At 49.3% G+C, this 26,452-nt stretch carries 22 protein-coding genes and 1 riboswitch; of the genes, 5 read left to right on the top strand and 17 right to left on the bottom strand.

Annotation, left to right across the window (positions count from 1 at the left end):
* Nucleotides 1–26: 26 nt before the first annotated feature.
* Together HI950_RS23440 and HI950_RS23435 are read right to left on the bottom strand one after the other, a co-directional pair.
* On the bottom strand, nucleotides 27–737 hold the full coding sequence (locus tag HI950_RS23440) for a hypothetical protein (RefSeq protein WP_223285456.1): 711 nt from the start codon (nucleotides 735–737) through the stop codon (nucleotides 27–29).
* Nucleotides 738–829: 92 nt separating this feature from the next.
* Nucleotides 830–1,204: a c-type cytochrome gene (locus tag HI950_RS23435; RefSeq protein ID WP_223285455.1), complete on the bottom strand. Its 375-nt coding sequence runs from the start codon at nucleotides 1,202–1,204 to the stop codon at nucleotides 830–832.
* 182 nt (nucleotides 1,205–1,386) lie between these two features.
* Here HI950_RS23435 and tatC point away from each other — a divergent pair, with 182 nt between their 5' ends.
* Both tatC and tatA read left to right on the top strand, forming a co-directional pair.
* Nucleotides 1,387–2,118 carry a twin-arginine translocase subunit TatC gene (gene tatC, locus HI950_RS23430; protein WP_317618435.1) on the top strand — a complete coding sequence of 244 codons (732 nt, stop codon included), beginning with the start codon at nucleotides 1,387–1,389 and terminating at the stop codon, nucleotides 2,116–2,118.
* 20 nt (nucleotides 2,119–2,138) lie between these two features.
* Nucleotides 2,139–2,342 carry a twin-arginine translocase TatA/TatE family subunit gene (tatA, locus tag HI950_RS23425; RefSeq protein ID WP_169087736.1) on the top strand — a complete coding sequence of 68 codons (204 nt, stop codon included), beginning with the start codon at nucleotides 2,139–2,141 and terminating at the stop codon, nucleotides 2,340–2,342.
* Nucleotides 2,343–2,417: 75 nt separating this feature from the next.
* On the opposite strand, the gene HI950_RS23420 is transcribed toward tatA, so the two are convergent.
* Together HI950_RS23420 and HI950_RS23415 are read right to left on the bottom strand one after the other, a co-directional pair.
* Nucleotides 2,418–4,133, bottom strand: a complete 1,716-nt coding sequence (locus HI950_RS23420) for a GMC family oxidoreductase (RefSeq protein ID WP_169087734.1) — start codon at nucleotides 4,131–4,133, stop codon at nucleotides 2,418–2,420.
* 16 nt (nucleotides 4,134–4,149) lie between these two features.
* The gene (locus tag HI950_RS23415) at nucleotides 4,150–4,929 is read right to left on the bottom strand and encodes a gluconate 2-dehydrogenase subunit 3 family protein (protein WP_223285454.1); all 780 of its coding nucleotides are present in this window, start codon (nucleotides 4,927–4,929) and stop codon (nucleotides 4,150–4,152) included.
* Nucleotides 4,930–5,052: 123 nt separating this feature from the next.
* Between HI950_RS23415 and HI950_RS23410 the strand changes: the two genes are divergently transcribed.
* Nucleotides 5,053–5,748 (top strand): hypothetical protein, encoded by a 696-nt coding sequence (locus tag HI950_RS23410; RefSeq protein WP_169087732.1) that lies wholly within the window; start codon nucleotides 5,053–5,055, stop codon nucleotides 5,746–5,748.
* A gap of 221 nt (nucleotides 5,749–5,969) precedes the next feature.
* On the opposite strand, the gene HI950_RS23405 is transcribed toward HI950_RS23410, so the two are convergent.
* The 6 genes from HI950_RS23405 to HI950_RS23380 all read right to left on the bottom strand — a co-directional run bounded on the left by HI950_RS23405 (nucleotide 5,970) and on the right by HI950_RS23380 (nucleotide 13,603).
* Nucleotides 5,970–6,176 (bottom strand): hypothetical protein, encoded by a 207-nt coding sequence (locus HI950_RS23405; RefSeq protein ID WP_169087730.1) that lies wholly within the window; start codon nucleotides 6,174–6,176, stop codon nucleotides 5,970–5,972.
* Nucleotides 6,177–6,334: 158 nt separating this feature from the next.
* Complete coding sequence (locus HI950_RS23400; protein ID WP_169087728.1) at nucleotides 6,335–8,053, bottom strand: ABC transporter ATP-binding protein; 1,719 nt, start codon at nucleotides 8,051–8,053, stop codon at nucleotides 6,335–6,337.
* A 74-nt stretch (nucleotides 8,054–8,127) separates the two neighbouring features.
* Nucleotides 8,128–8,922 (bottom strand): formate dehydrogenase accessory sulfurtransferase FdhD, encoded by a 795-nt coding sequence (fdhD, locus tag HI950_RS23395; RefSeq protein ID WP_169087726.1) that lies wholly within the window; start codon nucleotides 8,920–8,922, stop codon nucleotides 8,128–8,130.
* A 59-nt stretch (nucleotides 8,923–8,981) separates the two neighbouring features.
* Nucleotides 8,982–11,336 carry an FdhF/YdeP family oxidoreductase gene (locus tag HI950_RS23390; protein ID WP_169087724.1) on the bottom strand — a complete coding sequence of 785 codons (2,355 nt, stop codon included), beginning with the start codon at nucleotides 11,334–11,336 and terminating at the stop codon, nucleotides 8,982–8,984.
* Between the two features lie 265 nt (nucleotides 11,337–11,601).
* On the bottom strand, nucleotides 11,602–12,090 hold the full coding sequence (gene infC, locus HI950_RS23385) for a translation initiation factor IF-3 (RefSeq protein ID WP_169087820.1): 489 nt from the start codon (nucleotides 12,088–12,090) through the stop codon (nucleotides 11,602–11,604).
* Between the two features lie 100 nt (nucleotides 12,091–12,190).
* Complete coding sequence (locus tag HI950_RS23380) at nucleotides 12,191–13,603, bottom strand: MATE family efflux transporter (protein ID WP_169087721.1); 1,413 nt, start codon at nucleotides 13,601–13,603, stop codon at nucleotides 12,191–12,193.
* 160 nt (nucleotides 13,604–13,763) lie between these two features.
* On the opposite strand from HI950_RS23380, the gene HI950_RS23375 reads away from it, so the two are divergent.
* A complete protein-coding gene (locus tag HI950_RS23375; protein ID WP_169087719.1) occupies nucleotides 13,764–14,648 on the top strand; it encodes an AraC family transcriptional regulator in 885 nt (294 codons plus the stop codon).
* Between the two features lie 65 nt (nucleotides 14,649–14,713).
* Here HI950_RS23375 and HI950_RS23370 read toward each other — a convergent pair whose 3' ends face one another.
* The 4 genes from HI950_RS23370 to HI950_RS23355 form a co-directional block, all read right to left on the bottom strand.
* Entirely contained in the window at nucleotides 14,714–15,895 is a 1,182-nt protein-coding gene (locus HI950_RS23370; protein WP_169087717.1) for an acyltransferase family protein, read from the bottom strand.
* 199 nt (nucleotides 15,896–16,094) lie between these two features.
* Nucleotides 16,095–16,637, bottom strand: a complete 543-nt coding sequence (locus HI950_RS23365; RefSeq protein ID WP_169087715.1) for a VanZ family protein — start codon at nucleotides 16,635–16,637, stop codon at nucleotides 16,095–16,097.
* A 433-nt stretch (nucleotides 16,638–17,070) separates the two neighbouring features.
* Complete coding sequence (locus tag HI950_RS37075) at nucleotides 17,071–17,259, bottom strand: aspartyl-phosphate phosphatase Spo0E family protein (RefSeq protein ID WP_411268134.1); 189 nt, start codon at nucleotides 17,257–17,259, stop codon at nucleotides 17,071–17,073.
* 40 nt (nucleotides 17,260–17,299) lie between these two features.
* Nucleotides 17,300–18,808, bottom strand: a complete 1,509-nt coding sequence (locus tag HI950_RS23355) for an alpha/beta hydrolase (protein WP_169087711.1) — start codon at nucleotides 18,806–18,808, stop codon at nucleotides 17,300–17,302.
* A gap of 151 nt (nucleotides 18,809–18,959) precedes the next feature.
* Here HI950_RS23355 and HI950_RS23350 point away from each other — a divergent pair, with 151 nt between their 5' ends.
* Nucleotides 18,960–24,143, top strand: coding sequence for an S-layer homology domain-containing protein (locus HI950_RS23350; RefSeq protein ID WP_169087709.1), 5,184 nt, complete (start codon nucleotides 18,960–18,962; stop codon nucleotides 24,141–24,143).
* A gap of 73 nt (nucleotides 24,144–24,216) precedes the next feature.
* Here the strand turns inward: HI950_RS23350 and HI950_RS23345 are convergent, their stop codons facing one another.
* From HI950_RS23345 to HI950_RS23335, 3 genes are all read right to left on the bottom strand, one after another.
* Entirely contained in the window at nucleotides 24,217–25,197 is a 981-nt protein-coding gene (locus tag HI950_RS23345) for a stalk domain-containing protein (RefSeq protein ID WP_169087707.1), read from the bottom strand.
* Between the two features lie 24 nt (nucleotides 25,198–25,221).
* Nucleotides 25,222–25,980 carry a hypothetical protein gene (locus HI950_RS23340; protein ID WP_169087705.1) on the bottom strand — a complete coding sequence of 253 codons (759 nt, stop codon included), beginning with the start codon at nucleotides 25,978–25,980 and terminating at the stop codon, nucleotides 25,222–25,224.
* 111 nt (nucleotides 25,981–26,091) lie between these two features.
* Entirely contained in the window at nucleotides 26,092–26,250 is a 159-nt protein-coding gene (locus HI950_RS23335; RefSeq protein WP_169087703.1) for a hypothetical protein, read from the bottom strand.
* Between the two features lie 48 nt (nucleotides 26,251–26,298).
* A riboswitch (cyclic di-GMP riboswitch) is annotated at nucleotides 26,299–26,383 on the bottom strand.
* Nucleotides 26,384–26,452: the final 69 nt, after the last annotated feature.

Genomic DNA, 26,452 nt, shown 5'->3' with positions numbered 1-26,452 from the left:
CATATTTCAAGGTCACACATACCTCCTTAAAATCCAAGCTCCGCCAGCTCTTTCAGTGTTTCCTCCACATTGCGTTCTGGATTAAGCGTTCGGATCATTTCATCCGTGATCGGATTTCCTTGATAAATTTTCGAGACGACTTCGAACGGCAACTGTTGTTCAAAATAGCCTTCGGCAAACTCCACATAATCTTCGGCTGTTTGAAAGATCGCACCGATCAAAAAGCCGGAGCCATCCACGTGTTCAGATACCTCAGCGTTTCCTTTTTTCCACGCCGTGTCGCTCTTTTCTCGCCAAATACAAAAAGTAACGTCCTCCCGCTCAAGCGCATCATCCTCCAGTAAATGACTGAGTGCGCTAGGAACCGCTTCATAAATCCCCGGCGCTATTTCTTCTTCATCATTTGCATACGGACTAAGCTCAGATTCGTGATCAAACCCTTTTAACAAGGTGCCTTCCGATGCAAAGAGAATAAACAGGTGATCTCCCGCTCCGTTGTCGATTTTCGCGAGTGAAATGTTCTGGCCCCAATTAGGATCAAAACTATGATAACGAAGCCAATCTTCCTCACACAAAATGATATTCAAAGCGGCTTGTACAAGCATTTGTTTCTTTAACCATTCCGGCTCCGGCAACAATTCTAATACTGTCATGGTGGCACCTGCTTCTTTTTGATAAACGACACTGGCCCTGACCGCATCAGGGGTTAACGTTATTTTATCATTAACTCCCTTCATTCCCACTATTTATAACTATTTCATCGCAACAAAATAAAAGGAGCAGCCGCAGCTGCCCCTTCTCAAAACCTATACCATTCATTTTGCCAACGCTACTTGTGCTCGGCCAGCCACGCTGAGAGCGCTGCAATCTCAGTATCCTTAAGCTGCCCTTTGTAAGCAGGCATTCCGTTTCCGCCGTTGCTGATTTGCGCATTGATCTGATCGACGGTCATTCTGGAGCCTATTTTCTGCAGGTTGGGACCTACGCCGCCAGAGAGGTCAACGGCATGGCAGCTTACGCAGTTTTTCCCGTATAGGGATTCCGCTTCTTCCGTATTAACGGTTGTTCCCCCGTTCCCCCCGTTGTTCTCGGCAGGCGGTTGCTCGTTTACTCCGTTATTCGTATTATTGCCGCCGCAAGCGGACAGCCCGATTACCAGTACAGTACCGGCAATCCATAGAAACCATTTGTTTTTTCTCATCATTGTATTGCCTCCTAATTCAGGGAGAATCGTTGTTACGTTTCCCGAAATGCATAGGTCATATACAAACGCTCCCAAAGATTTTCAAAAAAGGCAAAGCAGCGAATAACCGTAAGGTTACTGGTTATCCTAAGGAAATATCATGGGGGATTAATAGTAAAAAGCTTGTAATGCGGGGTGAAAATGTGGATATTCAGGGGGATCTGGTCAACCACTTGACCGAGCTGCGGAAGAGGCTGATCATTGTGATCGCCTGCTTCTTCGTCGCGATGAGCGGAGGGCTCTACATGTCCCCAGCCATTTTGCGATACATCAAGTCAGGGCTAACCGCCAAATCGGTGGAGTGGAACGTCTTCTCGTTCACGGACGGTTTGTTCATCTATTTGCGCTGCGCCTTCCTGTTCGCCATTTTGTTCACGCTGCCCGTATTGCTGTATCAGACATGGGCATTCGTGCGGCCGGGCTTAACGGAAACAGAAGCAAAGGGGACGCTGGCCTATGTGCCCGTATCCTTCCTGTTGTTTCTCACAGGCGTATCCTTCAGCTACTTTCTCGTATTTCCGATGATGCTCGGATTCATGATTGAAATGAACCATAACGTAGGCGCAGTTGAGACATACGGCATCGACCGGTATTTCAGCTTTCTGTTCAGCGTCGTGTTCCCGCTAGGTGTTGCGTTCGAGATGCCGCTCATTATTTTGTTTCTGACGAGGCTCGGACTATTGACTCCGGAGCGACTGAGCAGCTCGCGCAAATACGCCTATGTCAGTCTAGCCGTTGTCGGGGCATGCATCTCCCCGCCGGACTTTGTCTCACACCTCTCCGTAACCGTTCCGCTGCTGCTGCTCTTCGAGATCAGCGTGCTCGTTACACGGAGGTATGCCAAGCGGCTTGCCGCTGTCCCTTCCCCAACTTGAACCAAAAAGGAGATTTGCACATGTTTAACAATATCGGCGTGTCAGGGTTAGTAATCATTTTGCTTATCGCGCTCATCGTGTTTGGGCCTGCTAAGCTGCCGCTGCTCGGCAGGGCATTCGGCGATACGCTGCGTGAATTCCGCAGCTCGACGCGCGGCATTGTCGACGAGGAGCAAGACGATCCGTCCACGGACAAAAAGGATGACATCAAGAAGCTGCTTTAGTCCGCAGCAGCAATAAGGCCGCCCCGATCACTTCGGGAGCGGCCTTTTTTTGCGGTTTACAGGCGCTTCATCCAATTAGACGAGCAAACCGCCCTTTTCCCTGTACTTCAAAATGCCCTCTGCTGCAAGGTAAGCCAGCGCTCCAACCGTATTCGTCGGATTATAGCCGGCGTTCTGCGGAAATGAGCTTGCTCCGACAACAAAAACGTTGTCCGCATCCCACAATTGACTATACCTATTAACCGCTGATGTGTCTGGAGTCGTTCCCATCATGACGCCTCCCGTATTATGCGTGGACTGATAGGTCATGATTTCGTACGGACCGAGCTCCTTTAAATAATCGACTTTATCCGCGCCCATCTCCTTCATGATCTGCGAGCAGCGATGTGACAGAAACTTCGCCAGCTCACGATCCTGCTCCTCGAAATCGAACGTTATGCGGAGCAGCGGGTCGCCATAGACATCCTTATAAGTTGTGTCCAGATCGAGAAAATGATGCTTGAACGCCATCGAGGACCCCTGCGCTCCAATACTAAGCGTACGATTCGCATAATGGACTGATTTTTCCTTAAATTCATAACCCCATGAGGCTGTACCCGACGGAGTGGGATTATTCTGAATCGGACGAGCGCCGGCTTGACCGATCGCGATGACGCCTCCATGGATAAAATTCAGCTCGGAGTGGTCAAAGTTATCGCCATTGAAATCGTCGATTGAGACGCCCAGCGCGCCTGCGCCCGCAAAGCTATTGAACTGCTGTTTTTCGAAAAAGCCTACAGCGCTGCCTTTGATGACCTGATACGCATAGTTCCGGCCGATGACTCCCGTACCTGTCGACGGATCGTAAGGCTTCCCAAGCCCAGACATGAGCAGCAGGCGAACATTGTTGAACACATAGCTCGTCACGACGACGATATCCGCAGGCTGAATGATTTCCTCTCCCGTGGTCACATCCGTGTACATGACGCCTGTCGCCTTTCCGCCTTTATGTAAAATCCGACGAACGTTTGAATGGGTGCGAATTTCAAACTTTCCCGTCTTATTGGCAACCGGAATGACGGTCACCACAGGATCGGCTTTGGCTCCGTATTCACAGCCGAAGCGCTCGCAATATCCGCAGTACTGGCAAGCCGCGCGGGCAATACCGTCGGGATTCGTATAATTTTCCGATAAATTCGCCGAAGGCATCATATACGGATTCAGCTTCATGCGGGTAGTTGTATCGACAAACAGCTGCATCGCGGGCGATTTTTTCATTGGCGGAGTCGGATAGGGTTTGCTTCGTTTGCCGCCAAGCGGATTCTCCTCGCCCGAAATGCCGGCCATACTTTCGAATTTTTCGTAATACGGCTCCAGCTCGTCGTAGGTGATGCCCCAATCCTGAATCGTCATATTAGCCGGAATTTTATTTTTCCCGTATTTTTCAATCGTTTTGCTGCGGATTTCAAAATCATACGGCAAGAAACGATACGTTTGGCCGTTCCAATGAACGCCGGCTCCACCAAGCCCGTCTCCTATTAGAAATGAGCCGTATTGCCGCATAGGAAGCGCGCGAATTTTCTCATTGCTGCGGAACGTGATCGTTTCCTTGGACAAGTCCTGCATCATTTCGTAACGCAGCGCGTAGCGGAGCTCGTCATGGATCATAAAATAGTCCTCGGTCTTCCGCTCTTTGCCTCGCTCTAGTCCGACTACGTTTAAGCCTTTCTTCGTCAGCTCCGCGGCGATGATGCCGCCGGACCATCCGACGCCTACGATGACGACGTCGGTTTTCGGTAATGTTTTGGCCATATTATCCTCCGATTCGCTAATGAGAAACCAAATGATCTTGCAGGCTGCTCGGTTCGATTTTGGTAAATTCCTTATCAATGATGCTGACATAGCTCATCTGATTGCCCGGATAGTTGCGCATCTTCCACCCATTCATGTTCATATTGCCCCCATATAGCGGGTCGCTGTACGCGCCTTCAAGGGTGTTGCTTCGCAGCATTTTGAAGAAGCTGCTGGCAGAGATCGTCGTCAGCTTCACAGCGTCTGACTCGAAGCTCTTAAGCACCTCATCCTGCTCCTCGCCGGCTAATTCCACGAAGCTTTTCTGGTATTTGGTCATGCTGTAGTTCTCCATCTCACGCAGTCCGATTTCGAATATTTCCCGCCGCTTCAACCGTCCTTGGTAGCCCTGCTCCTTCTCTCCCGTGAAAAACGGCGGCGTCATATAATCCCGCCCGTTGAAGCCCCATTCCCCGGCCAGTTGGTGGTCGATGAAGAAGGCTACCCCAAGCGACTTTGCACCGGGACCGTTCTCATCCTCGGGAAAAATACGCTCTGTCGCGCTCTCGGTGATTCGGAATTGCTCTTGCGTAAAAAACATGAGCGCGCGATTGTAGTTTTTGGCCTCGGGCGTCTTTCCGCCATCCGGCGCTGCAGGCGCATTATCCGTGGCCGGCTTTCTTTTGATCAGGGAGCCGAGTGCCCCGCCCACCATAATACCGCCCAGCGCATAGCCTGTATTGACAAGAAACTTACGACGGGAGCTGCTATCTACCGCGCGTTTGCCTGGCTCTTTCTTTTTGTCTATCCGATCCAATGCTTGCACCTCCTGGAAGCTTCAATCTTTCCCCTTTATTATTTTCCAAGAACTCATGAATATTCATTTCATAGAAAGGGTCATCCTAAAAACAAAATGCAACCTATGGAGGATGATTCTTCAATGACTACCACCCGCAAACTGCTCGTTCTGACATCTGCCGCTTTGGCATTGGCTTTTACCGGCTGCGCCAATGGAACAACGCCAAACACACAAACAAAATCTGATCAGCAGCAGCAGGCTCATATGCTTCATGACCCCTCCATCATTCCAAGCGAAGGCGGACAGAAGCTGCATACGACCAATAAGCATGGTAAAACCACTAATGGCATGGGCACATCCGTCTACAGCATGATCGGCAGCTCCGGGCTGCACGCAAGCGGCTTCTCCGCGCATCTGGAATCACGCCTCAGCGGCATCGGCATCCCGGACGTGCGCGTATTCGTCTTTGACGATACAGTCGTGCTCGCCGCGGAGAAGCATACGGCCTCCGCTTCGCAATATGACAACCTGCAAAGAAAGCTGCTCGATCATACCGAAGGGCTTTCTGGCAAAGGCTATTCGCCGGAAGACGGCCTCGGCGGCAACAGCGTCACGAACGAAGGCAGCCACGACAATCTGGCGATGGCAGCAAGCCAGATCAAGACGTTCATGGGCGGGGACGTCAAGGTACTAACCGTAACTGGAGCTAAAGCGGTAAAGGTGATCGAGCAAATTCGTGCGGATGCGATGGCCAAAAACATATCCCCCGATAAGGTGGCAAACGGTATCCGGGATCTGCTGAGGCTAGTGAAAGCGGAGCAGCGCAGCAGCCGTTAAGCACATTAAATAAAGCGGCTGCCGGCAATAGGCCGGCAGCCGCTTTTCATTTTTGTCCATAACTATGTTAAAGGTTCTCTTATTAATTCTCTAATTGTATCTTTTACAGTAGATTCCCCTCCTTAACGGCTTCACTCCAGCTACGCTGCAGTTAGTACAACAGAATCTTCTCCTTATCGACTTCTCTCCAGCTACGCTGTAGTTAGTACAACAGCATCACCCTATAACTTCTCATTGTTCACATTGGCGGCTATTTCTGTTGTATTTTCTACAGCGCAGCCTTTCATTCGGAGTGGCATGTCGGGTTTCTGCTGTATTTTCTGCACTGTGGCGATCAGAGCGGGAACAGCAGCCGAAGAGTAGTCTGCGATAATAAAGAAGAAGATTGTTTCAAGGGAATGCTCGAAAATAAACGAGTTCCAAATCATAAGAAAAACGCCTCCAAAACCACTGTTCAAGCGGGATTGGAGGCGTTTTTTTTGAATTCTTCCTGTCAAAAATCGGGATGGAGTGAATCCGGTTATGACTTTGGAGTCAGCCCTTCCACTCTCCCTGGTTCAACCTTCGCTAAGGCATCGCCCTGCGATTATTTGGTGCCGAACTGCGCGTGGTGCAAGCGGCTGTAAATGCCGCCCGCCGACACAAGCTCCTCGTGGCGGCCTTGCTCGGTTATGCCCTGCTCCGTCACAACGACGATGCGGTCCGCATTTTTGATCGTCGCAAGGCGATGCGCGATCACGAGCGTCGTCCGGCCGACGGACAGCTCAGCGAGCGACTGCTGAATCGCCGCTTCTGTTTCTGTATCGAGCGCCGATGTCGCTTCGTCGAGAATGAGAATTGGCGGATTTTTGAGGAACATCCGCGCAATTGCAAGGCGCTGCTTCTGTCCGCCGGACAGCTTCACGCCGCGTTCGCCGACAACCGTTTCCAGTCCCTGCGGCTGCGCATGGATGAATTCCTCGAGCTTCGCTCTGCGAGCTGCCTGCCAAATATCCTCATCGGATGCGCCCAGCTTGCCGTAAACAATATTTTCACGAATCGTGCCCGCGAACAGGAATACATCCTGCTGAACGATACCGATCTGCTTCCGCAGCGATTCCATCTTCAGATCGCGAATATCGAAGCCGTCAACCGAAATGCTGCCGTCCTCGATCTCATAGAAACGCGGCAGCAGGCTGCAAAGCGTCGTTTTGCCGGCACCGGATGGTCCAACGAAAGCAATCGTCTCGCCTGCGCGGATTTTCAGATCGATATTTTGAAGCACCTTCGCTTCGCCCTCATAACCGAACGTAACATTTTGATAAACAATATTTCCGCTTAAACGATCCACTTCTACAGCATCCGGCTTATCCGCAACGTCTGGCGCTGTCTCCAGCAGCTGCACGTAGCGCTTAAAGCCGGCGATGCCTTTCGGATAGCTCTCGATAACGGCATTAATTTTTTCAATCGGCTTAAAGAAGATATTCGTTAGCAAAACAAAGCTAACGAATTCGCCGTATTTCAATTCTCCCTTAATAACGAACCATGTGCCCGCAATTAGTACAAATACCGATACGAGCCTCATCAGCATGTACGTAATCGACGAGTTCAAGCCGATAATTTTGTAGGAGATTAGCTTGGCTTCACGGAAGCGCATGTTGTTGACCTTGAACAGCTTTCTTTCATGCTTCTCGTTCGAGAACGCTTGAACGACACGTATGCCGCCAACCGTATCCTCTACGCGCGCGTTGAAATCAGCCATATCCGAGAACAGCCGATTCGCTGCTTTCGTCATTTTGCCGTTGAACATCAGAACGAGCCATATAATAATTGGAACAATGATGAACGTTAGAATGGCTAGCTCCAAATTAATATAAGCCATGATGCCGAAAGCGCCGACGAGCGTCATTGCTGCTATGAACATATCCTCCGGACCGTGATGGGCAACCTCGCCGATCTCGAACAAATCATTCGTAAGGCGCGAAATAAGATGGCCTGTTTTCGTATTATCGAAAAATCGGAACGACAGCTTCTGAATATGATCGAACAGCTTCTTCCGCATGTCCGTCTCAATATTAATGCCAAGCATGTGCCCCCAGTAGGTGACGACATATTGCAATATGGTATTAATAACATAAACGACGAGAAGGATAGCGCAAGCTGTTATAATCAGACCCCAATTCTCGTCCGGCAGCAGCGTATCAATCACATAGCTGACCGCTAGAGGGAAGCATAGCTCCAGCACCGAGAGCAGAACCGCACAGCAGAAATCAAGCAGGAACAGTTTTTTGTAAGGCTTATAATAGGCAAAAAATCGTAAAAGCATCTTGAACTCCTTCTCATTCCGTAGTGATAATCATTTTCATTTAAAATGATATACAATCACTACCAAGCTGTCAATCAATTGCCAAAATCAATTCGGTCATGATGCGTATAGACGTTCATTTCCCCGCCCCTTATAAAACCTACGCAGGTGATGCCCAGATCGTCCGCGAGCCGAAGAGCGAGGTCCGTAGGCGCTGACTTGCTGAGCAAAATGCCGCAGCCGATCTTCGCCGCCTTCAAAACCGCTTCCGAGGAAAGCCTTCCGCTGAATGCGATCACTTTGTCCGAGGTGCGCAGCCGATGCAGCAAACAATAGCCGAACAGCTTATCGAGCGCGTTGTGGCGGCCGATGTCCGTTCGAACGGCGAGCAGCTCGGCAGGCCTACCGATAGCTGCGTTGTGAACGCCGCCCGTGCTGCGGAAATCCGCAGAGCTTTCCTGCAGCTCCCGCATAAAGCGAATGCACTGCTCAGCCGTTATTTTCGTACGGGTCATGATCGTTTTTGCCGTAAGCATATCGTTGTGCAAATAAAACTGGCGCCCCTTCCCGCAGCAGGAGCCGATGAAGCGTTTGGAGTAATGGTCAAGGCTCGCCGTATGCTTATGTTCAAGCTCGATGTAGGCAAATCCCGTATCCTCATGGATGTTCAAGGACTTCACCTGCCCAGCCGCCCGTATAACGCCTTCAGAAGCGAGAAAGCCAATGACAAGCTCCTGCAGGTCAGATGGCGAGCAAACCAAGGTTGCGAACTCCTCGCCATCCAGCTTTAAGGTAAGCGGAAATTCCGCAGCGATGTCGTCATCCTTCTCCCAGCGCGCGCTTCCGTCGTATTTGAGTATCCGCCATTTGGTCGTGTTGGATAAATCCATCCGAATGGTCCCCTTTCGCATCACGCTTAAGCGCGCTTCGCTCCTGCCAAGCTGCCAGCCTATGCCGGCGGCTCCATCTCAAGCTCGACGATCCGCTTCTCGATATATTTCGTATCCTTAAATGCATGATACGTTTCTGCCCGCTCCACTATTACCGATGTATTGTATTCAGGAATGCCCGCAAGCGGCTCATATACCCCTCTCGGAAAAAGACTGTTGCCCTCCGGCCAGTACAGCTCGATATTCCCAGGCGCGATGTCCTCGCTTTTTGCCCGGCCATGGTAGGTGCCGTTCCGGTTATACACCACAATCGCATCTCCTTCAGCAATCGCAAGCTTGGCTAAATCCGCTCCACTCATCAGCACATCGTAGCGACCGGCATCGTTGAAGGCATCCTTTTCACCATAAATCATGGAATTGAACTGCTTGCCTCGCCGCGTCGTCGCATAGAAATGGCCTTCTGGTATACGCAGCTCAGGCAGCTCAATCGGGATTAATCGGCCTTTGCCGTCAGCCGTTGGGCAGATGCCATCCTCGCACAGCCACGCCCCACCCCACTGGAACACATCGCCTTTATTGCGCAGCTTCTGAATGCCATCATAATTGGGCGCCGCTAAAGCAATCTCCCGCCTGACCGCGTATGCATCTTTAAAGGTTATCGCTTCTCTCAGCTCAGGCCGAATGCGTGCAGCAAGGTCCGCATAGATTTGCCATTCCGAACGAGCCTCCTCCATCCTAGGCCCTTCAATCATCGGGGAAAAATAAACCATCCGCTCCGTCGAGGTCGACGTGCCGCCGCCTGGCTGCTCATAACGCGTCATTGCCGGCAGCACGATAACCTCCTCCTGCGCGTCCAGCAGCGTAGAGCTGTTCAGCACAATATCCTGATGCACCCTTAGATCAACCGCTTCCAAGCATCGCTTCACAAAATCAGGGTCCGGCATCGTCTCGACAAAATTGCCGCCGGACGTATAGAACAGCTTCAGCCTTCGCTCATGCTGCTCCGGCAGCAAAGCGTTCTCCAGCGATACGCCGACGATATCGCCCTGCCAATCCGGCAGCTTGAAGCCCCACAGGCGCTCTATTCGGCTGATATCCCCGCTTTTAAACTCGCCGCCAGGCAGGCTGAACGGGTCGGCTCCCATTTCACCCGAGCCCTGAACGCCGCTATGGCCGCGGATCGGCATCAAGCCGCAATGCTCGCGTCCGAGGAAGCCTCGCAGCAGCGCAAGGTTCGCCACCTGCGAAATATTGTCCGTTCCGAACCGATGCTGCGTAAGCCCCATGCTCCACACGAATACGCCGGAATTCGCTCCTGCCAGCTGCACAGCGAATTCCCTCATGCGCTCCCTTGTCAGGCCGGATGACTGCTCGAGCAGCTCCCAATCCTGCTGCACGACATGCGCCCTCAGCTCCTCATATCCATTCGCATGCTCCTGAACGAATGCATGATCAATCGCCGATCCCGGCTGCTCCTCCTCCATCTCGAACCAGCACTTCATCACGCCATGCATGAACGCGATGTCGCCTCCGATGTTAACCTGATAGAAGTCATCAGCCAGCTTCGTGCCAAAGAGAGCCGATTCCGGGATAGACGGAATCCAGTAGCCCTCCATCGCTGGCTCGCGGTAAGGGTTGATGACGATGATTTTGGTTCCCTTCCGCTTCGCAGCATACATATACTTAGTGGATACAGGCTGGTTATTGGCGGCTACGCTGCCCCAGAATACAAGCACATCCGTACCGATCCAATCCTTGTAATTGCAGGTTGAAGCCCCTACTCCAACCGAGCGCTTCATCGCCGTCTTGGAGGGAGAATGGCAAATTCGCGAGGCATTATCAATATTGTTTGTACCGATAAGCCGCGCCGCCTTCGCCGCCACATAATAGGACTCATTTGTTATTCCGCGCGCCGTTAAATAAAAGGCCAGCTGCTTCGGATCGATCGACCTTGCTTTCGCCGCAATCCGGTCCAGCGCATCCTCCCATGACAGCCTGCGGAAGCTGCGCTCCCCTTTGGCCCTAATAATCGGGTACGGCAAGCGCCCCAGCTTGCGCAGCTGCGTGCTGTCCAGCTTGCGCAGCTCATCGATATCCGAATGCAGCGTTGCCCCCTTAATGGCCGGCATCGTATTAAGCCGCAGAACATTCAGCCGGGTCGTGCAAATATGAGGGCCGTTCAGCGTCTGATCATATAGCCCGGATACGCCCAGCGCGCAGCCGTCGCATACCCCCTGCGTCAAAATCCGGTAAGCATAAGGCAAATTATCGCGGTTGTCCCACGCCACCTTCAGCGTATCGCGAATATGATGCGGCTTAATTCGTCCTAGCCCAAAAGGCGCTTTGCTGACCCACAGCTTCGGATCAGGCCGCGCAGGCAGCTTGATGGGTCCAGTATGAACGGTTTTCTTCATTAATCATTCACCTCGTTAATAGAATGGGATGAATACCATTAAGCCCATAAATCTGTTCATGCTGCCCCGACTGGTTCTGCTCCTATACGATAAGCCTCATTAACTGTCCCTTCATAAAAGTAAGCGCATACATAAATGAATGACCGAGCTCACACCGAGAATGCTGAGCAGCCCCAGAACGAATACGATGGTTCAACACCATGTCATTCGAAGCGCCGCTCAGAGATTCTTCCTCTTCTAAAAGCTTACATTTAACGCGGACGGCTCACAATGGCAATACTTGCACAGCCGCTTGCTTCCCGCTCACTTGAATGCCCGACTGCTTCTTGCCGCTCTCAGCCAGATCCTTCAGCATCCGCTCCAGCAGCTCCTTCGCTTTCGGGCCTTCCTTGCCTTGAATCTTAACAACAAGCTGGACGCCGTTGCCCGAGCCGAGTAGCTTCGCCGCTTGCCGCAGCTTCGTATCGTAATCATGCTCCTCGATATGCGGGGTCAATCGGAGCTCCTTCACCTTGCTGGGCTGTTCCTTCACCTTGGCGCCGCGCTTCTCTTGATCCGCCTGCTGCTTAGCCTGTCCCTTGGCAACAAGCTTGCAAGGCGGCGGGCTGCTCATCAGCGAGGTGCAGACGAGGTCTACCTTCAGCTCGCGCGCCTTCGCCAGCGCTTCATCACGCGAAACAATGCCCAAATCCTCGCCCCGAAGGCCCGTTAGCCGCACCTCTGAGGCGCGTATTTTTTCATTCATAATGACCATTGATGCCATATTTCATATCACTCCCATGCCGTGAATAAGGAAAACAGCAGCCTTTACTAGCAAAGCCGCTGCCATTTCCTACTTCTATTATACGCTTTTATTAAACGTCTAGCGCGGTTTGTTTTTGAATGGAGCCGCTTGCGGCTGCGCCAGCTGCACTCCCTCTAGCCTCGGCTTCATCCCGCTCCGCTCTTCGAAGAAACTTTTTCCCGCGCCAGCGAATGAGCGACAGCACCCCGCGAACATACTCATCCAAGATCATGCACGCGTAAATGCCGATCAAGCCCCAGCCGAGCCCTATTCCTACCCAATAAGCAAGACCCGTCGCGATCAGCCACATCGAGAACACCGATATCCACATCGTAAACCGAGTATCGCCTACCGCATTAAGTGCGTTATTAAGCGCCATATTGACCATTTTGCCTGGCTGAAGCAGCAGATTCATTCCCAGCAGCGATACGCCAAGCGCTACGATTTCTTTATTTTCCGTGAACAAGCCAAGCAGCTGCCTGCCAAATAGATAGATGAGAAATGCATTGACCGTGACTACCCCAAGGCCGATCCACATTGCCCGAAAGGCAAGCCCGTATGCCTCCTTCACCCTTCCCGCTCCAAACAGGTGCGCAATCTGAATTTGCACCGCCAGCGCAATCGAATAGCCCAGCATGAAGCAGAACGATTCCAGCGTATTCATATACGTCCGCGCTGCCAGCTCATTTGAGCCGAGAATAGCTATGAAGGTGAAAATAAGCAGCTGCGTAAACACCCAACACGACATATTCACGCCAAGCGGCCATCCGATGCGGAGAATGTCTCCGAACAGCTTGCGATTAAATACATGAAGATCCCGAAGGCTAATCGTACGCTCGAACGAGCTGAGAAACATTATGAAGAGGACGATCTTTGCCAGCAAGCGGCACAGCACAGTCGAGATCGCTACGCCCATCAAGCCCCATTTTGGAAAACCAAACGCCCCGAATATAAACGCATAATTGAAAAATACATGCACGACGTTCATGCCGATCGCGGTGTACATGGGCCCCTTCGTGTTGCCCGTATTGCGAATCGACGTGCTGAGTGCCGACATAAGCGCAATAAGCACCATGCCTCCGCCAACAATCGAAATATACGTTTCGGCGAGCGGCAGCAGATGCTCCGGAAGCTGAAGCACCGATGCAATCTGGCCAGGCAGTAGAAACAAGACGGCGCTTAGCCCGATTCCAATGACGGCACTTACGTTGACCGCCATAATCGCAATCGTACGCGCATCCTCGCTGTTGCGGGAGCCGATCTTTTGGGCAATGAGAATGCCCGCGCCGCTCGCAACCGTTATAAACAAAGTCGTTAATGCCTGAAACAGCTGGTTAGAGAAGCCTACTACCGCTACCGCGTCATCCGAAATTCGGCTGACCATCAGCGTGTCTGCCGCACCGAGCAAAAACTGTAAAAACAACTCTATGAAAATGGGCCAAGCCAGCGTCCAGAGCGAAAATTTTTTGTCTGATAAAGCCATTATTGTGTCCCCCTGCATCGGTCTCTTGTGAGTCCGCATCCGTTGTTCGTTCCTCATTCGTCATTTCAAATTATAGATGCTATACTGAGCTTGATGTATCACTTTTACAACCGAAACTATAACGATTCCAACTTCAAACTTGCAAGGAGCATCCCATGCCATGACCATCATTCATATGACGATTCCGCCGCTTCCCCACTATATAATCGGAGGATATACCGTTGCTCCTTCAGGCCGCAAACATCCGAGCCGGCGCAATATCGGCGTGTTTGACCTGCTGGTCGTAACGCGAGGGTGCTTATATATGGGAGAAGAAGAGCAGCACTACGAAGTCAGCGCCGGTCATGCCCTTATTTTGAGGCCGGACGCCCATCATTACGCTACGCTTGCCTGCCAAGAGCAGACGACTTATTACTGGATTCATTTCCAGACGACCGGAGCTTGGAGCGTGTCTGACCAATCAGTGAGAGAGGAGCCGGGGGACAGCAGCAAAGTGAGAGCGCTTACTTCAAACATTTACGCTACGCAAACCTTCACCAAGCAGCTGCCCCAGTTCGCTAAGCTGCTCCAGCCCTCCAAGATGGACAATCTGCTTCGCCAGCTCGTGCAGCTCAATATGAACGACCATATCCCGAGCGTGAAATGGAAGCAGCAGCTGGCCTTTCAGGAAATAATCGAGCATTTGTCCGCCTCAATGGAGGCGGAAGGACCGTCACCGTCAGCCTTATGTGCAGAGCAAGCCGCCTCCTATTTGCGCGAGCATTACCGTGACCCTATTACGGCGCAGGAGCTTGGCGAGAGCATCAACTTTCATCCGGTCTATATTGCCAGGTGCATGCAGAAGGAGTTTGGATGCGCCCCGTTCGATTACTTAATGCGATTCCGCATCGAACGGGCAAAGCTGCTGCTGCTCCAAACCGACCTCTCCATCGCCCGCATCGGCGAGGAGGTCGGCTTCAACCATGCCGCCTACTTCACCTCCTGCTTCGCCAAATACGAGAGCATCTCTCCACGTAAGTATCGTCAGCGCTTTTCCCATGGATAAACAAAAAAAGGAACGGCTCCCCGTAGGAGAGCCGTCCCTTTCTTCTATTCAGCCGATCGTCCTCCTTAAGAGGATACGCTTCTTTCTCCACTGCTTCCTACAGCCACACTCGGCTTCTTGCCCCAGCTTGTAAGCCACCTGCCTAAACGAATGGACGGCAGCTCTATGAAATAGTAGCTTAGCGCTCCCGCGACGAACGAAGCTACAAAAGCGAGCATGACGATAAACGGCGTATCCAGCTCGCCATTCAGCAGATGAATGAGCGATAGCAGTACAATCATATGATACAAGTAGAGGCTGTACGAGATTTTGCCCAAAAATAATAACGGCTTCCGCTGCAGCTGCTGCGATAATCGAACGGACGATAGGGCTGCTATAATGAAGATGGAAGCACCGATCGCCGTCATCCAATCGCCGCCATGCGGCATGAACCTGTCATGAAAATCCTCGCCATAACCGATCCATTTGAACGTGTAGCTGCAAAGAGCGACGATTAGAAGCAAGGCTGCCCACCAGCCGTTCAACTTCGAGAAAACAGCCCTCAGCGGCTTCTGATACTTGGCAAGAAGGGCACCAACGATGAAGAAAGAAGCATAATGCAGAGAGACTACAAAATTAGTCATATAGCGGGTTTCTATATTTTCGAGCATAATCGCAGCTCCATAGGATAAGACGATCGCAAGCGGCAGCCCGATTTTCCAGCCGCCTTTGACAATAGCAAACATAATAAAAGGGAATAATAACGAGATGCGCATCTCATGGACAAGCGTCCACAATATCGGATCATATCTCGTCGAATTGTAGTTCCCGACAAACAGCAGGTGATGAACAATGGAGCTCATATCCGGCGGTGCCACCCATAGCTCGTTATAGTAGGTCGTTAAGTCCGTGAGCTTAGACACATAGACGGCTTCCCTCATCACAATCGCTATTATTAAAGCGACTAGAAAAGGGATGTAAATGCGGCAGATCCGCTTAATCACATATTTCGTATAATTCTGCTGGCGATTGCTGAAGAACGGCAAGGAGAGCACAAACCCGCTAAGCAGAAAAAACATAATGACCGCTTCATGGCCGCCCCATATGGCATGCAGCGGCGTATATTTCAGCAGGTTAAGCGGATAATCCAGAAAGCTTAAGCCTGATGTATTTTGCACGATTGGCGTAAACACCATTAAGAAATGGCCAACCATAACGGCAAGCGCCGCCAAACCTCTAAGCGAATCCAACTCCTCATAGCGCTGCAAGCTGCGATACCTCCACCTTATTCTTTATAGTAACAAAGACGATTATATAGGATAGCTGACCTGTTTGTCCGTTTTTTTCGCTATTTTCCAATCCATTACAGTTTGTTTCTTGCGAATTTATTAGTTGATACATCGCTCATGAGCAAAAAACTGCCGCTCAGCCACATTCACAGCTTGAACGGCACTCTTATCGCAATGCCTATTCAATCCTATTTCTTGCTCTCGACCGTGACAGGGAGCGCACTAGCTTAACTACCCCTAAGATACTCAAGCAGACCAATAGGCCCGCACAGCCCCCGACAAAATCAAGCACAACATCCGTCGCGTTGCCAGTCCGCTCGTCAGAGCCAAGCTGATTCCATTCATCCAAGGCTGGAACAGCAATCGCAACCAGCAGCGTAATCACAATCGAAATAAACCAACGCCCGCGGCTCAGCGCACGCAGGAACATGTACAGCATGGCAGCGAATGTAGCGTACACAAATAGATGCGCGCCTTTGCGAAATAGAAATTCAATAAAGCTATATGGCCGTTCATGTGAATTAATTACGCTGGTTCGATAAGTAATCGTCACATCAGGCAGCCATCTTACAAGCTGATGGTAGTCAAAATGGCTGCGCAAGAAAGGCTGAATGCTTTGCTGATCATACGTCTGGGACGAAAACATAAATAAAAGCGCGAGCCATCCCGCAAACAGGACCCCCCATACGAGGGTTGGCATCCATTTCGTAGCTTTGGTCATTTCTCTAGCACCTCCTGCAAAGAAACCTTCTCTCTATTCTCTTCTTCTATCATACTTGAAAAGAATGGCACAAACAAAATTTGAGCATGCAGAGAGCAGGCTGGATAGGCACGCCAAAGAACGGCATACTTGCTCAAAAGAAGCAGCCGCTGACATTTTAAACCGTACGTAGCTGGAAAAATAAGAAGAATAATCCACTATCTTTTAATAAAAGAGGGATAAAAGTCCTATTTTTGTATAGTCAATACTTCTAAAGTTTGGTATTATGACTTAAAAGAAGAGAAACGAGGGTGATCACCATCTCTAGCTATTTAATGTTTACCGAATTATCCACACCACTAAAACTGATCGGTATTAGGATTTTTAAGGATGAAAACGGGAAATATTGGTACAAATTCAAACAGAATAAACGGAAACGTTTATTTAAATAAAGCTATTTCATTTCCATACTAAAAGTTAATGATGCACAACTCGTCTTATTTTTACACTCTTTCTCATATCTGACGCAATCATAGCAATTAAGAACACGATCCAACGCTTGGCTCGCTCCTAACACTTCATCAGATTGGTAGGATTGGCTCACAAATAGCTTATCGACCATTTCCTGCCGCAGCAGCTCGATCGTCTGCTCTAGCTTCTTTTTTTGCAGAACAGTATCTCTATTAATGGACCCTCACCTCTCTCTGATTAAAACGATTAGAATCGACATCAACGGACATTTCCTCGCCAAACATGTTGCTCAGCCTTCTTGTGACTTGGTTGGCTGCCAAATGGTCACCATCATTCTTGTAGCTTTCCACAAGCGATTCCACAAGCTCCAACAGCATATATTCCAGCCGACTTCTCTCATGCAGCGCCCAGTTATCGTACAAGCCAGCAAGCAGCTCCTCAATTGGGTAAGCGAGCAATTCTTTAACGAGCATCACTTTTCTTGATGGATGTTTTTCCATCCGAGCCTCACCTAGCATCCGAATCCATTCCAGCACGTCACACTCTACTGCAGCATTCAGCTTGACATGAGTGCGATCTGCAACAATGGGACTCACGACGCCTGCGGCCTCGAAGAGTGCCTTCATATGCGAGAGACTAACCCGCAACAGATTACTCGCCTTGCTCGTATCTACCAGCGGCCATAACGCATCGCAAATCTGTTCACGGGCAGCATGCGGGTGAAATAACAAATATACAAGCAGCCTCTTCGCATTACGCTGCTGCCAGCCATTGTGTATTTCTATCCCTTTGAAAGATACTTGAAATGTTCCAATAAGCTTGACCTGAAGCAACGCTTCAAGGCTAGAAGCCTTCTGATATGCTTTGCCGAACATCTTGATCGCGTCGCTGCCCGTCATCCCGAGCTGAGGGTTGCTGGCAACTACCGTCTCCCTGCCCATTTTTGAATCGGTGAGAAAAGTAAATATTTTCTGAACGGTATAGACCGGATTATCCATAAACAACATATTAGCCGCGTCGGGTACGATAACAGAGATCGCATTCGGAATAAATTGAGCTGTGATCTCTGACATGTAGGACGGGTAAATGGTATCTTTTTCTCCTGCCATAACCAAACACGGCTTATTGATTCCTGACATTTCATCTAAGGGATTGGACGCTGCAAAGAGCTCTATTCCTTTAAAGTAGACATCTATATCGCATTGCATGTATGCCTCTCTAATCCGCCCTACTTCTTCCCTGTCCGGTGGTAGACTAGTTATTAAGCTAGCCATCTGTTCAGCCAGCTCATTTGCTGTGCCGTTCCTGACGTAGCCCCGCCGCAGCTGTATGGAGCGCGCCATGACCTCTGGGGGATAAAACCCGATCGTCGACATTAGCGTGTACGTCTTGATTCGTTCCGTACGACTAGCCCCATACCTGACAGCAAGGCTGCCGCCAAAGCCATACCCAATTACATGAGCTTCCGCTATGCCGCATAGGTTGAACAGACTATCAAGATCTGCGCACAGCAGCTCCCAGGTCAATTCAGAGCCATTATGAAAGCTTTGGCCATGCCCGCGCAAATCATATCGAATAACATGATATCGTTCGGAAAGCAAAATGACGAGCGGATCCCATATTTGTGTATTTAGACCTAGTCCATGCAAAAGTATAAGAGCCTCCGCATGAGGGTTGGAAGTACAACGATCTATTTGGTAGAACAGCTTAAATATGTCCATAGTCCCCCTACATTACCACTATTGTATGAATTTAGGTTGGTGCGTAATGATAGTGTAATGCAAAATTTAGTACTATGGTAGTGCTTTTGCTAGAGAAATGAGTTTTTTTTTACATTAACCACAATATGAGGTAAGGAGAGACAAAAAACAGATGCAAAATAAGAAGTTCAAGCACAGCTTTCTGCTGTTGATGACCCTGCTGCTAGCGTTAGGCAATTCTTTTACCGTTATGGCAGCCCAGTCTTTAGACGTCGTCTCGACGTCTACGCAGCAGGACGGTACCAAAAACGTCGTTCTCAAAAGCACAATCGATGTCGAAAAAGAGGACTTCGCTTATATGATGGGAGGCAAATCCATTGAATTTACGTTAGTGGACGCTGAGGGTAAGAAAGCCGCTCCTGCCATTACGAAGCAGATTCAGGAAAATGAAGTTACGATTTCCGGATCAACCTATTCCATCCCCTTTGCTGGACTTGAATATACGAGTCTTCAGCCGGGTAAAGCTTATACGCTTAAAGCCGCCTTCCACAGTGAGGTCAGGCCGCTCAATTGGGAGCAAAGCGTGAATATTCTGCCTTCCAGCTATAGCTTTAAGATCGAGCGTACGGCAAAAGGCGAAACGGCTTCCTCCGTTGCTGTCAATGACACCATCCGTTCGGATGACGATAAAGTCATCGTAACGCTGCTTGATGAGTATGGTAAGCCGGTTGCAGATAAGCCAGTTAACGTTGGGTATCATGAAATCAGCAACGTTACACTTACAACAGATGCAGACGGACAGATTGCCTTGATCGGGCCAGGTGGTATCCCAGCAACGAATCTTGATCCCGTACTCTTCTTGCGTGTGGATCAGAATACAGACTCCTATACAGTTGGGACTGTATATATGCAAGACATCCTTGACGATCGTTACCCAAACTACAAGGTAGCCGAGCTCCGCTTTTTGGACAAAGATAGTAAATTATTTACGCAAACCAACAGTCGCAGCACGTTTAACAATAACGAAAGCAATCCCGTGAAATTCTCAACCCCGAGCGTTGCGGTCTACTTAACAAATGGAAAAATCGGCAATTACCAGCATATAATTAAACCGCAATCCAATACGGATACTTATTTGTACAGCTTAAACAATGATGATTTCACACCTGCACTTGGGGAGCAGCGCAAAACGATTATCCTCAATGCGGCCGAATACAGCAAGCAATCCTTTGCTTATAGCTGGGACAATCAGCCTGTAGCTGTAGAATCGCTTAGCCTCATTAATAACAGCGGCTTTAAACAAGTTTACCATCAATACGACCAACCTATTTCAAATGTGGATTCGCTCTACGTTGCTAAGGGACAGGCCTTTCAATTTATCGCCGTGCTTCCTCTGCCTAATGGCGACAAAGCCGTCGTCAAAAATGTTCTCAATACCAATCAGGACACTCATACCTTCTCGGACAACCTTCTTCCAAATGCGTTTTCAGCGCTCAGCGTTGCCGCGGATTATAAGACAACGGATAATGCGGCCTCCTTGCGAATTGCCTATTTGAATGATAGATACAACTATCAAGAGCATTTCTTTAATCTTGCTGGCGATAAGCAGCTGTATGCAGAGAAGGATAAACAAATATACAAGCTGAACGCTGTCATTAACAGCAATGGAGACGAAGCCATTCTTGATTCCTACTTTACTCCGACAGCGAATAGCTATTCTTTCAAATCCGGTACAACCATTACCGCGCTTGTAACAGCAGGCGTCGACAAGCAAAACGTCATGGATCAGCGCACTGATCTTATTTTAGGCGAAACCTTCAAGCTCAACACACTGTTAAAAGACGACAATGGCCATACCATTGACCGCAAGTCCGAAATCAAGTCACTCGTCCTAAAAAATAATGAGACCTATCTGGAGTATAATTACCTTAATTGGCATGCCGATATCAAAGACGGTAAATTGAATCAAGCCTACAGCAACGAATTCCGTCCGACGGAAACAGGAACGTACACGATTAAAATGATGCAAAGAAACAATCAATCGAATTGGAATGAACTAAGCAGCACGACCATTACCGTTGCGCCAAAGCATGAGTTTGACTTGGAAATTCGTGATCAGAACGGCATCCTTGTTGATCTAGTCAATAAGCCGTATCTCACAAGTACACAAGTTGAAAAATTGTCAATCACTGTACGTGAACATGTAGCAGGCAAGGTAGGCGCTCCTGTTGAAGGCGTATCTCTCTACCTGCACGGCCAAGCACACACAAGCAAATCAGATGCCAACGGCCTCATAACCTTAACTCAACTTTATGCCGGCGAACATAACGAGTTCACATTCAGCAAAGCCGGTTATTTGGACAAAACGATTGATCTCATGGCGATTGACCCCGAAACCCAAGCTATCATTCGTGTTTCCGGACTTGATAAGCCTGAATCGAGCAGTAACGTTAATGTAGCTGGCGGAGTCCCGATGACGAATGCTTACGTGTATTCTACCATTCAGGCTGGCGACACGATTCAAAAGCAGCAGGATTCGATTTATGGAGACGAGACTGTAAGCTATTTGATCGTACCTTCCCCCTCAGTAGTTAACGTTGATTTCGTACGGAGCGGCAACTTGAACAGCTCAAATAACGGATCGCCATTCGGCTATTATATGCTAGGCAACTTGAAGACAGAGCCAGGCAAAGACTATAATGTTGTGCTTGATGCGAGGCAGCCACTTCAGCAGGTATCTACTGTCAAGCTAACTAAACGAATGGACGAAGTAACCATTGCACGCAAGGATCTTACCGGTGCTGACTACCTACCTTATCTCATCGATGATAACGAGGGAGAAGAGAACCGTTTCTATGCAACAAAGGGCACTTATAACGTAGTAGCAAGAACCTTGGAAGGCAACATGATTTATTTGGAAAGCGTTGTGCTGAACCAAGATGTGAATACACTTGATATTCCATCCGATTCAAGCTCCCTTGCTCGTGTGAAGGTGCTTGGGGATGCTACGATTAGCTCCGTTGATTATATTTCGGATCAGCAGACCAAGCTGAGAGCCTATGTTCACCACGATGATAATTTTGTTAATCTAACGCCGGGCAACGTAGCCATATCCATTAACGGCTTTGACGGTTCGAAGCAATACCAATATGACGTACATTTTACGAAGGATGAACTGAAAGCCGGTACACAAACAAATATTACAACATCTGCTCTTAATGGGATTGACGTATTCGGCCTCGACCATACAGGTAAAATAGAACTCCCTGTCAATCAAAGATGGATAAAGGTTGGGCTCGTTAATGAGAATGGCGATGAGATTCAGCAGTACAGTACGCCAGAGTTAGCAATATTCCACTATGGTTGGAGCAAATGGTCGAAATCTATTCTTCCAGATGCTGCAAAGCTTGTCGTTAAGAACAGCAGCGGCGTAATCGTTCAAGACAGCACGGATGCTGCTTACCTACCTACATGGGTATATGTTGAAGAGGACGGCGTGTATACCGTAACCGGATCTATCACAATTGAAGGCAAGACCTATACGCTAGACAAAACGATTACGGTAAGCACAATAGGAGAAAAGGTTACAGACCCAGGCACAACACCTACTCCAACGCCGACACCTGTGCCTACAACTCCACCGGGTACTTATCCAGGTACTAATCCGGAAGTTATCCCAACACCGGCTCCAACGCCTGCCGATGCCGACAAAGGCTTGCAGGAACTGCTGGAGAACGGTAAGACGGACAAAGAGAAAGCAGATAAAGCGTCAGACCTCATGAACAGCCTTCTAGACTCGATGAAAGACGTTAAGGACGGCAAAGAAGCTGAGAAGTCGGTACAGAACGTATCCGCCACGCTTGCTTCTGCTTCCAAGCTGCTTGAATCTATGCAAACAGCGGAAGAGAAAGCAAAGGTAGCTAATACCATCACACAGATGGTTACTAACACCAAATACGCATTTGAGCAGGTCGAGAATGGGCCAAAAGCACTCGAGCTTGCTAAATCAATCATCAAGGACACCGCTTCCGTCTTGCAAAATCTAGGCAGCGTAGATGCAGCTCAAATTGAAGCACTCAAGGATTCGCTTGTTGAGCTCAGCAAGAAAGCGGTAGAGAAAGCAGCTACCGTAACGCTTGATAGCAAGGATGTTAAAGTAGAAGGCAATGCTCTGACGACAACGCTTGATACGAAGCAAATCGGACAACAGCTGGAAACGACTAAGAAAGCTTTGGATGACACGATGAAGGACCTTACGGGAGCAGTCGGAGCGGACAAAGCAACAAGCATTAAACCAGTCATTACGATCAATATTCCAAAACAAGGCGAGAATATCACGAAGCTGGCAGCGGATCTGCCTTCAGAGATCTATCAAGCCGTGCAGGATAGCGGTCTAGCAGGCTTAAAGCTTACTATGGGTAATACCTCCTTTACCGTTGAGCCGGATACATTTGGCAGCGTTACTGGCGGACAGACCATCTCTCTCGCAGCGGAGGTCGTCCATAATCTGACGGTAACTGCGCCAACATCGGCAGCTCAAGTGGCTAACATACCTGTTATGGAATTCCATGCATCCGTAGGCGGCAAGAAGGTAGAAGCATTCAACAAGCCGATGCCTGTATCGTTCGATGTATCTAATATCGATACTACCAAATACTCCGAGGCAGATTTGGCTGGCCTCACCGTTTACCTATTGAACGAAAAAACGTTGACTTGGGAACCCGTAGGCGGACTATATGATCCGGTTACAAAAACCGTAAACGTAAACCGCGGACATTTCAGTAAATACACGGTCATGAAGGCGAGCCAATCCTTCAAGGATATCCCAGCAGCACACTGGGCGGCATCGGCCGTCAATACGCTGCTAAACAAAGGCGTTCTTGACCAGACCGCTGAATTTGGTCCAAGTAAGAAAGTGACGCGCGAGCAATTCGCAGCATGGCTTATCCGCTCTTACGGGCTAGACGGCACAGGCCTCAGCTTGCCGTTCAAGGATGTAGCGAAGGACAACGAGTATTACGATGAGATCGCAGCCGCTTATGCACAAGGCTTAATTCAAGGCAAATCGGCAACAACCTTTGAGCCAAAAGCCGAAATTACGCGTCAGGAAATTGCTGCGCTCCTTTCAAGAGCTCTTACAGCCTACAACAACAAGAAATTATCAAGCACAAGCAATGAACAGCTCAAAGGCTTCAAGGACGCTTCATCCATTGCCGATTGGGCAAAGGACGGCGTAGCGCTTCTTAAGCAGCAGAAGCTAATTACAGGCTACGAGGACAGCACTTACAAGCCGAAGCAAACCACGACCAAAGCAGAGGCAGCAGCACTTATTTACCGCATCTATACCGGTCAATAGCACATGCAAAAGGGGCAGTAGAGAAGTCAATACGACTTCACTACTGCCCCTTTTTTATTTATGAGAGTAACGATTATGCCAAGCTATCCGCAATTTTTCTTCCAGCTTCAAGCTCCTTGTTAAAGGTTTCTCGATAAGTAGCAATAACGGCCGTGCTATATCCGTTAGCGGTCAACTGAGACGATGTGTCCGACATAATCGTCTCAAAGCTTGCAGAGCAATTATCAAGCTCCTGAAGCCCTCTTGCCTTTATACTAGCTTTGTTCTCATCTTTTGCTGAAAGGTACTCCGAAGCAATATCCCATAGAGTCGCCTCACAGCTTTCCTGCAGCGCAGCAAGCCTCTTTTCGGTATCTGCTGTAATTTGCTCAAATGTCGGTTTAACCGCACCTCCACCCGCGCCGCCAGTTCCACCAGTGCCACCAGCACCTGTGCCTGCACCACCAGTTCCAGCATTACCGGTTTCACCAGCACCGCCAGTCCCTGGAAGAACAACACCGGCTCCCTGCTCAGACCGATAAGCAGCGGATTCTCCGCTAACCATCTTAGTGACCGGGTCAAAGTTGATCTGCGTACCTACCGACTCTGATAGGAAGCGAAGAGGCGCGTAGATAGAGCCTTTAAAACCGTAGAGCGATTGGCCAGCCGGCAAAGCAGAAGTCTTCCCATCGAATACCAGCGATGCCTTTACAGGCTTAATCGTAATTTCAATGCTTGCTTGCGGCTTTTGGCTGCTTGATGCGCCTGCTTGCAATTGCTTCTTCAGCGCAGCAAGCTCCTTCTCCGTTGGCTCGGTGATTGCAGCCTTCGTCCCATCCCAGTTCACCGTTTTTTGCAGCGCATAGGAAATGTAACGAATCGGCACATATGTACGACCTTGATAAACAAACGAATATTGCCCGTCGGGCAGTTGAAGCGATTGACCATCAAATTGCAGTTTAATCGGCTGCGTCGTTGCCTTAATTGTCTGCGTTGCCCCCGATGCGACAGTAGCAAGTAAAGATGAAAGCATCGTAACGACTAGAAAGATAGATAATGCACGTGACTTTTTCATAGAGCCTCCTCAGAATGATAGAGCTTACTTGTTGAGCGAGTTGGCAATAATGGCAAGCGCATCGGCTCTGGCCGAAGCCTTAGCACTCTCATATTGCGAGCTCCAATCAGGAAAGGGCTGATCGCCTAGATCTGCCGCCTTATACTCGCTCTTGGCATTGCTAATTAATAGATTGAACTTCGCATCACAGTCGGCCTCAGCAGAAAAAACCTTATTCAGATATTTGCTCTGAATAGTCGCAAGCGTTGCATCTTCATCACTGCTAAGCTCTTGTGCGATCTGACGAACCAGGCTATTACTGCTTGCTTGGCACGAAGACTTCAGCTTCCCGAGCTTGGCTGTAACCGAGGCATCAATCTCTTTCTTCTTTCGGGACTTTTCTTCCGAATTGCTAGATCCATCCCCTGACTTCTGGCCTACATCTAAGTTATCAGACGTGGGTTCAGGTGTCAAAGCTGAAGTTGGGCTAGGCAGAAGGTCTTCCTCTGTCTGAGGCGTTGGAACTGCCACCTCTGTCTGAGCTGGCTCAGCTGCCGGCGTCTGCTCCGGCTGATCGTCAGGCTTCTCTGAGCTCTCAGCAGTAACCTGTCCCCCATCCATCTGAGCCGTTTCCTCTATACGTTCATTTAACTCTTCCACCTGATTCAGCTTCGAAAATAGACTCATACCGCCATAAATCACAATTCCGATAACGACGATTGCACCTGCAATTATAAAAAGCGTTTTATTTGTTATTTTCATCGTTTTGGTTTCATACGGGCGCTGTATGAGCAATGACCCCATATGATTCTCCTTGTCATATTTTCAAAAAAACAAGCTGACGCTTCATATAGACAGGGCGCCAGCTTGGGATATCGCTTTTTCAGACCAACAAATTGTAATCCATGAGCTTGTTTATGAGAGAGTAACAGCGGCAAGTTTATTCTTATGATAAACCATTTTTAAATAGAGCTCCATGCGCTTCTCTTCATCCAAGCACTCTTCCCACAACATTTCATGGAACAACATACAAAGCTGATGCCATTCACGTACAATATTTGCGCGTATGATCATATGAATAACCTCCATTTTTCCACATAAACCTCGACGGGAGGCACGATATTCGGTAGCTGGCTGGCAGTCTGGTTTCAGATAAGCCCCTTTAGCTTTGCGTCGCCACTTTTCAATGGTTTTGCCTTTATCGTACGGTTTATGTAGGTGTGTTGTTTAATGGTATGTTAACAAAAATGTGGGAGGATGTATAGAATACATTAAC

Source organism: Paenibacillus sp. PL91 (assembly GCF_012935325.2).
Lineage (GTDB): Bacteria > Bacillota > Bacilli > Paenibacillales > Paenibacillaceae > Pristimantibacillus.
Note: the sequence above shows the minus strand (reverse complement) of the source record. Positions and strands in the feature narration are given on the sequence as shown.

Bases quoted from the DNA above. Each gene is read 5' to 3' on its own strand.
- HI950_RS23405 (WP_169087730.1), bottom strand. From the start codon at position 6,176: ATGATTTGGAACTCGTTTATTTTCGAGCATTCCCTTGAAACAATCTTC.
- HI950_RS23350 (WP_169087709.1), top strand. From the start codon at position 18,960: ATGCAAAATAAGAAGTTCAAGCACAGCTTTCTGCTGTTGATGACCCTG.
- HI950_RS23375 (WP_169087719.1), top strand. From the start codon at position 13,764: ATGACCATCATTCATATGACGATTCCGCCGCTTCCCCACTATATAATC.
- HI950_RS23420 (WP_169087734.1), bottom strand. From the start codon at position 4,133: ATGGCCAAAACATTACCGAAAACCGACGTCGTCATCGTAGGCGTCGGA.
- HI950_RS23440 (WP_223285456.1), bottom strand. From the start codon at position 737: ATGAAGGGAGTTAATGATAAAATAACGTTAACCCCTGATGCGGTCAGG.
- tatA (WP_169087736.1), top strand. From the start codon at position 2,139: ATGTTTAACAATATCGGCGTGTCAGGGTTAGTAATCATTTTGCTTATC.
- HI950_RS23410 (WP_169087732.1), top strand. From the start codon at position 5,053: ATGACTACCACCCGCAAACTGCTCGTTCTGACATCTGCCGCTTTGGCA.
- HI950_RS23400 (WP_169087728.1), bottom strand. From the start codon at position 8,053: ATGCTTTTACGATTTTTTGCCTATTATAAGCCTTACAAAAAACTGTTC.
- infC (WP_169087820.1), bottom strand. From the start codon at position 12,090: ATGGTCATTATGAATGAAAAAATACGCGCCTCAGAGGTGCGGCTAACG.
- HI950_RS23435 (WP_223285455.1), bottom strand. From the start codon at position 1,204: ATGATGAGAAAAAACAAATGGTTTCTATGGATTGCCGGTACTGTACTG.
- HI950_RS23340 (WP_169087705.1), bottom strand. From the start codon at position 25,980: ATGGGGTCATTGCTCATACAGCGCCCGTATGAAACCAAAACGATGAAA.
- HI950_RS23365 (WP_169087715.1), bottom strand. From the start codon at position 16,637: ATGACCAAAGCTACGAAATGGATGCCAACCCTCGTATGGGGGGTCCTG.
- HI950_RS23390 (WP_169087724.1), bottom strand. From the start codon at position 11,336: ATGAAGAAAACCGTTCATACTGGACCCATCAAGCTGCCTGCGCGGCCT.
- HI950_RS23380 (WP_169087721.1), bottom strand. From the start codon at position 13,603: ATGGCTTTATCAGACAAAAAATTTTCGCTCTGGACGCTGGCTTGGCCC.
- HI950_RS23335 (WP_169087703.1), bottom strand. From the start codon at position 26,250: ATGATCATACGCGCAAATATTGTACGTGAATGGCATCAGCTTTGTATG.
- fdhD (WP_169087726.1), bottom strand. From the start codon at position 8,922: ATGGATTTATCCAACACGACCAAATGGCGGATACTCAAATACGACGGA.
- HI950_RS23345 (WP_169087707.1), bottom strand. From the start codon at position 25,197: ATGAAAAAGTCACGTGCATTATCTATCTTTCTAGTCGTTACGATGCTT.
- HI950_RS23355 (WP_169087711.1), bottom strand. From the start codon at position 18,808: ATGGACATATTTAAGCTGTTCTACCAAATAGATCGTTGTACTTCCAAC.